This window comes from Streptacidiphilus sp. MAP5-3 (assembly GCF_041262505.1).
Taxonomy (GTDB): domain Bacteria; phylum Actinomycetota; class Actinomycetes; order Streptomycetales; family Streptomycetaceae; genus Streptacidiphilus.
This window is the reverse complement of record NZ_JBGCCL010000076.1, coordinates 1-1,059: the sequence shown is the minus strand read 5'-3', so window position 1 is coordinate 1,059 and position 1,059 is coordinate 1. Positions and strand designations below refer to the sequence as shown.

General features: G+C 69.1%; 1 protein-coding gene. It reads left to right on the top strand.

Annotated features, from left to right (window positions below; translation table 11 throughout):
* Positions 1-72: 72 nt before the first annotated feature.
* Positions 73-1,059, top strand: coding sequence for an IS481 family transposase (locus tag ABH928_RS36485; RefSeq protein WP_370073058.1), 987 nt, complete (start codon positions 73-75; stop codon positions 1,057-1,059).

Below are 1,059 nucleotides of genomic sequence, written 5' to 3'. Positions count from 1 at the left end.
GGGGCTTGATCATGACGAAGACCTCCGGTGTGGTGGAGGTGTCTAGGCTTCACCGCACACACGGAGGTCTTCGTGTCCCACCGTAATGCCCGGTTGACCGTGTTCGGAAGGCGACTCCTGATCGAGCGGGTCCAGGCGGGCCGTCCTGTCGCGCACGTCGCCGCGGAGATGGGCGTCTCCCGCGCCACCGCCCACAAGTGGGTCCGCCGGTGGCGCGAGGAAGGCGAGGCCGGGCTGGAGGACCGCCCGAGCCGCCCGCACACCACCCCGCACCGGACCGTCCCCGACACCGAGGCGCGAGTCTGTCGGCTGCGGACCGAACGCAAACTCGGGCCGGCCCGCATCGGACCCATCCTGGGCCTGCCCGCTTCCACCGTCCACCGCGTCCTGGTCCGCCACGGACTCAACCGCCTGTCCCACCTGGACCGCCCCACCGGCCAGGTCATCCGCCGCTACGAACGTTCCCGCCCGGGCGAGCTCGTCCACGTCGACATCAAGAAACTCGGCAACATCCCCGACGGCGGCGGCCACCGGGTCATCGACCGCCAGGCCGGCGAGGCCCACAGACTGGCCACGACCATGGACCGCACCGCGAGCGGCAGTCCCAGGATCGGCTACGGCTTCCTCCACACCGCCCTCGACGACCACACCCGGCTGGCCTACACCGAGATCCTGGCCGACGAGCGCAAACACACCGCCACCGCGTTCTGGACCCGCGCCCAGGCCTTCTTCGCCGACCTCGGAATCACCGTCGAACGGGTGCTGACCGACAACGGCTCCTGCTACAAGTCCCACGCCTGGCGCGACACCCTCCACGCGGCCGGGATCGTCCACAAACGCACGCGCCCCTACCGCCCGCAGACAAACGGCAAGGTCGAGCGCTTCCACCGCACCCTGGCCGACGAATGGGCCTACCTCCGCCCCTACGCGACAAACCAGGAACGAGCGAACGCGCTACCCGGCTTCCTCCACCGCTACAACTACCATCGCTGTCACACCGCACTCGGAGGCCAAACCCCCATCAGCCGAGTCAACAACGCTGCGGATCAATACAGCTAG